The organism is Phaeodactylibacter sp., from assembly GCF_022763345.1.
Lineage (GTDB): Bacteria > Bacteroidota > Bacteroidia > Chitinophagales > Saprospiraceae > Phaeodactylibacter.
Genome location: NZ_JALEGS010000022.1, coordinates 66,812 through 73,784 on the forward strand (window position 1 = coordinate 66,812; position 6,973 = coordinate 73,784).

The 6,973-nt window shown below is 53.8% G+C and carries 7 protein-coding genes; 6 read left to right on the forward strand and 1 reads right to left on the reverse strand.

From position 1 onward, the window contains the following. Positions 1-240: 240 nt before the first annotated feature. Positions 241-2,010, forward strand: coding sequence for a signal peptide peptidase SppA (sppA, locus tag MRY86_RS06440; RefSeq protein ID WP_293563985.1), 1,770 nt, complete (start codon positions 241-243; stop codon positions 2,008-2,010). 338 nt (positions 2,011-2,348) lie between these two features. Here sppA and MRY86_RS06445 read toward each other — a convergent pair whose 3' ends face one another. Next, the gene (locus MRY86_RS06445) at positions 2,349-2,885 is read right to left on the reverse strand and encodes an NAD(P)H-dependent oxidoreductase (RefSeq protein ID WP_293563987.1); all 537 of its coding nucleotides are present in this window, start codon (positions 2,883-2,885) and stop codon (positions 2,349-2,351) included. 139 nt (positions 2,886-3,024) lie between these two features. On the opposite strand from MRY86_RS06445, the gene MRY86_RS06450 reads away from it, so the two are divergent. The 5 genes from MRY86_RS06450 to MRY86_RS06470 all read left to right on the forward strand — a co-directional run bounded on the left by MRY86_RS06450 (position 3,025) and on the right by MRY86_RS06470 (position 6,909). Next, positions 3,025-3,705, forward strand: a complete 681-nt coding sequence (locus MRY86_RS06450; RefSeq protein ID WP_293563989.1) for a metal-dependent hydrolase — start codon at positions 3,025-3,027, stop codon at positions 3,703-3,705. 207 nt (positions 3,706-3,912) lie between these two features. Beyond that, positions 3,913-4,713: an AAA family ATPase gene (locus MRY86_RS06455; protein WP_293563991.1), complete on the forward strand. Its 801-nt coding sequence runs from the start codon at positions 3,913-3,915 to the stop codon at positions 4,711-4,713. Positions 4,714-4,739: 26 nt separating this feature from the next. Beyond that, complete coding sequence (locus tag MRY86_RS06460; RefSeq protein ID WP_293563993.1) at positions 4,740-5,693, forward strand: ParB/RepB/Spo0J family partition protein; 954 nt, start codon at positions 4,740-4,742, stop codon at positions 5,691-5,693. A gap of 35 nt (positions 5,694-5,728) precedes the next feature. Next, on the forward strand, positions 5,729-5,983 hold the full coding sequence (locus MRY86_RS06465) for a hypothetical protein (protein WP_293563995.1): 255 nt from the start codon (positions 5,729-5,731) through the stop codon (positions 5,981-5,983). Between the two features lie 230 nt (positions 5,984-6,213). Next, complete coding sequence (locus MRY86_RS06470; protein WP_293563996.1) at positions 6,214-6,909, forward strand: DUF5683 domain-containing protein; 696 nt, start codon at positions 6,214-6,216, stop codon at positions 6,907-6,909. Positions 6,910-6,973: the final 64 nt, after the last annotated feature.

The following is a 6,973-nucleotide window of genomic DNA, read 5'->3' on the forward strand; positions in this document are numbered from 1 at the left end:
TTTAGCTCTGTTAATCTAAAAAGTACGGTATTCTTTCCAAAAGCCCGGTATTTTAGGATGCTGTTAAGAACACTCACCCGTAAAACAACTGTTATACCTCCTGTAAAACCGGGCTGTTATGTTGAGTAGAGAAGGGCTTTTGGCGAGTTTGGGTAAGACCAAAATGCCAGATCGCTTCGCACGATTCAGCCAAACGCACCGGAAAGCCACAACGACAAACGATTATAATCATACCATTCTATGGGACAATTTCTGAAATTTTTATTAGCCTCCTGCCTTGGACTGTTCATTGGTTTCTTCCTGCTTATGGGTATTGGCGCCCTTGTGATCGGGCAAGCGATCAGCGCCTCTGAAAAAGTAAAGGATGTAGAGGCGAACTCTGTGCTCCACCTAACCCTCGACCGCCCTATCCCGGAGCAGACCAACAACCTGGAGATCGACCCCTTCGCTTTCGAAACAGAGAGCACCCTGGGGCTGACCGCAATCGTAGAGGCCATTGACCGGGCAGCCGAAGACGATGACATCAAAGGGATATTTCTGGAGCCGGAGCAATTGAGCGCTATCGGGCTTGCCTCTTCAGGAGTGATCCGCGACGCGCTGGTGGATTTCAAGGAAAAGGGCAAATTCATCATCGCCTACGGTGACTACTACACGCAGGCAGGCTACTATCTGGCGGCTACTGCTGATGAGGTCATACTCAACCCACTGGGCATTGTAGACTTGCGGGGCTTCTCCACGCAGATCCCATTCTTCAAAGATATGCTGGACCGCATCGGCGTCAATATGCAGGTCTACTACGCCGGCAAATTCAAAGGCGCTACCGAGCCCTACCGCCTTAATGAACTGAGCGATGCCAACCGGCAGCAAATCCGCACTTATCTGGATGATGTGTACAACCACTTCCTGACAGGGCTGAGCGACGCCCGCGGGCTAAGTGTGACTGAACTCCGGCAGATTGCCAACGACTACGAAGGCATTGACCCCAACAGCGCACTGAGCAGCAGCCTGGTTGATGTAATCGACCACCGGGACGCTGCCCTGAACCGCCTGCGCGACCGCCTCGGACTGGAAGAAGATGAAGACATCAAGCGGGTAAGCCTGAGCACCTACGCTAAAGCCAGCAAAGCAGACAAAGACTACTCCGTTAAAGACAAGATTGCCATTATTTATGCGGAAGGCGCTATCGTTGATGGCAATGGCACACCGGGCACGATAGGTGACGAGCAGTACGTGAAATACATCAAAGAGGCCCGCAAAAGCGACCGCATCAAAGCTATTGTGCTCCGGGTCAACTCACCGGGCGGCAGTGCCATGGCATCCGAGAATATCTGGAAGGAAATCCGCCTGACGCAGGAAGCCGGCAAGCCCGTAGTGGTGTCTATGGGCGACTACGCCGCCTCCGGAGGTTACTATATCTCCGCAGCAGCCGACTCGATTTTCGCGGAGCCCAATACCCTGACCGGCTCCATCGGCGTCTTTTCCCTGATCCCGGACGCCAGCGATCTGATGAACGATAAACTCGGCATCCACTTCGATACGGTTAAAACCGGCGATTTCTCCCTCGGCATCACACCATTCTTCCCGATGTCCCCACAGGGTGCCCGTTTGATGCAAATCCGTACCGATAGTATGTATGAGACTTTCCTGCAGCGGGTAAGTGAAGGCCGCGGGCTACCCAGAGATTCCGTCCACGCGATTGCACAGGGACGGGTCTGGACCGGCAATGCAGGCCTCAAAATCGGGCTGGTGGACGCCCTCGGCGGGCTGGACCGCGCCATTGATGCTGCCGCTACGCTCGCAGAACTGGATGAATACCGAACTACCGATTACCCAAAGGTTAAGGACCCTATTCAGCAACTGATGGAACAATGGCTGGGCGAAGAGAACGTCCGCGCACAGGCGATGCTCAAGTATCAGCTGGGTGACCAATACAAACATTACCGGCTGGTGAAAGACCTGGCGGAAAGTAAAGGTGTGCAGGCGCGTATGCCTTATCTGTTGTCGTATTAGTTAGTCAGGCTGAGCGAGGCTGAGATCAAGGTTAAGGTTAAGGTTGAGGTTGAGGGCGCTCCGATGGCTTCCCGGAGGCGACAGTTCACTGTCGCTCCCTGCGGATGACCCCGGCTGGTCTCAACCTCAACCTCCCCTGGGCCCGGCACAGGACCAACCTCAACCTGAGCGCTGGCTGAGCAAGGCTGAGGGCACTCCGATGGCTTCCCCGAGGCAACAGTTCACTGTCGCTCCCTGCAGAGGGCCCCGGCTGGTCTCAACCTCATCCTCCCATAGGACTGGCACAGGACCAACCTCAACCTGAGCCTGAGCCAAGACAAAACCATAACACCACAACCCTAATACCCCACAAACGCCCGCGCATGCGCGTCCATCACCTTCAGCGTGTCCGCATCAGCGATTTCGCCGTTGCCGTTTTTTAGTTTGAAAATGCTGGAGATAGGCAGTTTGTTGGGCATTACCGTCATGCCCAGGTAGTTGAGCACACCGGTAAGGTGGTCCATCCCGCGCAGATTGCCCGCCCGCCCGGATGCAATACCCACCAATGCGGCTTTCTTGTTTTGGAAATTACGGCTGTACTCCCGCACCGAGCAGGCATCAATGAAAAGCTTCACCGACCCCGGGTAGCTGCCGTTGTACTCTGGCATTACGAACACCATTTTGTCCGCCGGCAGCACGTACTCATCCTGCAGGGCGGCAACGGAAGGCGACTGTTCGGAATACATCGCCGCGTGGAACCAGTCGTGCGGGATTTGCTCCAGCGCCAGCAGTTTCACTTCTTCTTCCGTGTGCTTTTGCAGCAAATCGGCGTACAATTTCGCAAAATTCAGGCATTCGCTGCCCTTTCGGTTGGTACCGGATATAACGGTTATCATAATTTCGTTTAGCGGCTCGTTTGAAATACAGACATAGTACACAGTTGGCGCTCAAAATTGTTTAACACTTTCCAATTCTAGGCAATTTTCCTATCTTAATGCCTATGTAAAATCAAGTGATCACCAAAAGCAAAAAATAGTGAAACTAACGTACTACGGCCACTCCACCTTCGGGCTGGAAACGATGGGCAAGCACATCCTGTTTGACCCTTTTATTTCACCTAATGAATTAGCAGCTGAGGTAGAGGTAGACCAGATAAAAGCCGACTACATCCTTGTTTCCCACGGGCATCAGGACCATGTGGTGGACGTGGAGCCCATCGCCAAACGTACCGGTGCCAAAATCATTTCCAACTTTGAGATCGTCAGCTGGTACGGAGAAAAGGGGCTGGAGGGACACCCCATGAACCACGGTGGCAAGGTCAAATTTGACTTTGGTATTGTCAAATACGTCAATGCGGTACACTCCAGCGTATTGCCCGATGGCACCTACGGCGGCAACCCCGGCGGCTTTGTCATCTGGAATGAGGAAGGCTGCCTGTACTTTGCCGGCGACACCGCCCTGACCATGGACATGAAGCTCATCCCTATGACTTGCCCGGCCCTCGACGTGGCCATTTTGCCCGTAGGCGACAACTTCACCATGGGGTACGAAGATGCTCTGATGGCCTGCGATTTCATTGACTGTGACCGGGTAGTCGGCTGCCACTATGACACCTTCGGATATATTAAAATTGACCACAAGGCCGCGCAAAAAGCTTTTGATGCTAAAGGAAAAGCGTTAATTTTGCCTGCAATCGGCGAAAGCCTTGAACTATGATGCGGTATTTACCAGTATCATTCACAGCAGGGTGAAGTACGTTTTTGTTCTTCCGGCCAGGTAACCAAATTTTCGCAGCACGCCGGAAACGGTACTGCGAAGTTACTAAGGTGTTACAAACACCTAGCCGCCGAAGTACACTACTTCACCCTTCATTTTTTTAGCGGGCCGGACAATATGGCCGGGCCATCAACACGGAATCAGATTATGGGAAAAGTCGTAGCTATAGCCAACCAAAAAGGCGGCGTAGGCAAAACCACCACCGCCATCAACCTGGCCGCCAGCCTGGCCATCCTGGAAAAAAAGGTCTTGCTCATTGATGCAGATCCCCAGGGCAACGCCACTTCCGGCGTGGGTGTGATGCCGGAAGATATCGAAACGACCATCTACGATTGCCTCGTGGGCGGACTGGAAACGGAGGAGGCCATCTACGAAACGGATACCCCCAACCTGCACATCATCCCTTCCACCATTGATTTGGTCGGGGCTGAAATCGAACTGGTCAGCCAGATGAAGCGGGAGTTCCTGATGCAGGATGTCGTGAACCAAGTGCGGGATGACTACGACTACATCTTCATCGACTGCCTCCCTTCCCTCGGCCTCATCACTGTGAATGCCCTGACCGCCGCTGACTCCATTCTCATACCAGTGCAGTGCGAGTTTTTTGCGCTGGAAGGCCTGTCCAAGCTTCGGGATACCATCGACCTGGTGCAAAAGAAAATCAACCCCAATCTGGAAATCGAAGGCATCCTGTTGTCCATGTACGACACCCGCCTGCGGCTGGCCAATATTGTGGTGGAAGAAGTGCAGAAAATGTTTGAAGATGAGGTATTTGAAACCATCATCCACCGCAACTCAAAGATCGGCGAAGCGCCCAACCTGCACATGCCGGTGGTCATGCTCAACGCCGGCAGCCGAGGCAGCATCAACTTCCTCAATCTGGCCCGGGAGTTCCTGACCAACAACAACGATCAGATGGAAGGCGTGCCCACCCTGCATGCCGATTAGTCACTTTCCCAAAACCAAGTAAGTCTATGGCCAAACGCATCAGCAAGAAGAAAAAAACCAGTGCAGACGATTTGCGAAGCTCCCTGCGCACCGTTGCCGGTAAAGGCGCGGGCAGCGGCGGGCGGCTTTCGTACTTCAACATCACCGAAGAAGACATCCAAAATGACCCGGCGGGCGTCAGCAAAGAGCTTGCCAATACCGTAGCGATGATCCCTGTGGTGCAAATTGCCCCCAACCCAGACCAGCCGCGCAAGGAATTCGAGCCGGAAGCCCTGCAGGAACTGGCCGATTCCCTAAAGACCTACGGGCTCATTCAGCCCATCACCGTGCGCCGCTTCAATGACCACGAGTACCAGATCATCTCCGGGGAACGCCGCTGGCGCGCTGCCCAACTCGCAAAACTGGAGGAGATTCCCACCTACATCCGCATCGCCAGCGACCAGGAAATGACCGAGATGGCCCTGGTGGAAAATATTCAGCGTGAAAACCTCAACCCCATGGAGGTTGCCTTCTCCTACCACCGCCTGATTGAGGAATTCAACCTCTCCCATGAGATGCTGGCCGAGCGCGTCGGCAAAAAGCGGGCTACCATCACCAACTACCTCCGCCTCCTCGACGTCCACCTCGAAGTGATGCAAGCCCTGAAGTCGGGCGGCATTAGCATGGGCCACGGCCGCGCACTGGCCGGCATTGCAGACAAGCTGCTGCAAAAGAAAGTCCTCGATAAGGTTCTGGAAAGCCGCCTGAGCGTCCGGGACACCGAGCGCCTGGTCCGCGAATATAGCAAGCAGACCAAAAAGAAAAAGGCCCTGCCCGACAACTATCAGCGCATCCTCAACGAACTCCGTGCCAAACTGGGCTCCAAACGCATCGACCTCAAGCTGAAGGACGAAGCGGGCGGCAAGGGGCAGATTGTGGTGCCCTTTGGCTCTGTGGAGGAGCTGAATGCGCTGTTGGAGGAGTTGGAGGTGCGGATATAGGGAGGCTGCGGAAGCTGGAAAAATCAATCGATCTAATGTTCAAAAGAGGGGATTTTGTCCGCGTAAAGCCGCGGACAATACTGGATACCGGAGAAACCGCCGAAAGTTGGGGCGGTGAGATGTTTCATGTGGATAAGGAAGATGGGCTTTACGGTATGGGGGTTGACCTGTCAAGCGAAGAGGCTATCGAAGCCCTACCTTATGAAAAAGCAGATGGAGGCCTTTGCGCAACAGCCCCGGGAGCCCCGTTACCCGACACCGCCCGAAGACCCTTTCAAGAAAGGCTTTAGAGCAAAACTTTTGGGCTGGGCTGGGGCATTCATGAGGACTTGAAATATATCTACGAAGAGTATGTGAAACAATAACAGCCACACGGACCTCACCCAAAAGGCCCTCAAAAGCCTTCCCTCAAACGTTAACCCTTTCCCAATACCCGCCCTTTTTTCAATGCCGGAGCGTTTTTTGCGTTACTTTTGTAGTTTCAAATTTGGAAAAAGCGCAGCTTACAGATATGGCTCCGATGAAAATATCAGAACAGTATGACTTACTGAAGGGCAAGCTTGACATCTTCCGCCTGTTTCTTGCACCGGCTCTCTTCTTTTGGGCAACAACCCTCACTGGGCAGGTTCCACCCTCTAGCCTGGAATACCCAGACACCGCTATCGTTGCCGCAGATGCAACCGCTACGGATACCGTACAACGGCCCAAACGGAAGAACTGGTTCACCCAGGATTACCCTTCTCCCCGCAAAGCCGCCATCCTCTCCCTGGCTATTCCCGGGGGCGGGCAGATTTACAACAAGCGCTGGTGGAAACTGCCCCTGGTCTATGGTGCTGTGGTAGGCATGGGGCTCACCATCGACTACAATCAGTCTAACTACCGGCGGCTGCGGGATGCTTTGGAGCTGAAACGGGACACCATGGAGCATGAATTTTCAGGCACTTCAATAGACAATGAACGGGCATTGCGGTCCCTGCGCGACGAGTTTGACAAAAACACACAGATGGCTTATGTGGGCATGTTCCTCGTCTACACCCTGCAGGCCCTGGAAGCTTTCGTGGATGCTCACCTCAAAAGCTTTGATATAGACGACGATATCGGCATGGAAATCAAGCCTACCTTGGACTTTAATGGCTTCAATACACCTACCATCGGGCTGGGGGTCACGATCCCGCTCAACCGAAAAGCCCCTCCTCCCCTGCCCGTTGCCCGGTAACAAAAATCAGTGCGCCGATAGCGCTGATCCACTAATATTGCGGCAGACCAACCGATACACACGA

What these genes read in the sequence shown, in the direction of transcription:
- sppA (WP_293563985.1), top strand. Translation starts at nt 241, where the DNA reads ATGGGACAATTTCTGAAATTTTTATTAGCCTCCTGCCTTGGACTGTTC.
- MRY86_RS06445 (WP_293563987.1), bottom strand. Translation starts at nt 2,885, where the DNA reads ATGATAACCGTTATATCCGGTACCAACCGAAAGGGCAGCGAATGCCTG.
- MRY86_RS06455 (WP_293563991.1), top strand. Translation starts at nt 3,913, where the DNA reads ATGGGAAAAGTCGTAGCTATAGCCAACCAAAAAGGCGGCGTAGGCAAA.
- MRY86_RS06460 (WP_293563993.1), top strand. Translation starts at nt 4,740, where the DNA reads ATGGCCAAACGCATCAGCAAGAAGAAAAAAACCAGTGCAGACGATTTG.
- MRY86_RS06465 (WP_293563995.1), top strand. Translation starts at nt 5,729, where the DNA reads ATGTTCAAAAGAGGGGATTTTGTCCGCGTAAAGCCGCGGACAATACTG.
- MRY86_RS06470 (WP_293563996.1), top strand. Translation starts at nt 6,214, where the DNA reads ATGAAAATATCAGAACAGTATGACTTACTGAAGGGCAAGCTTGACATC.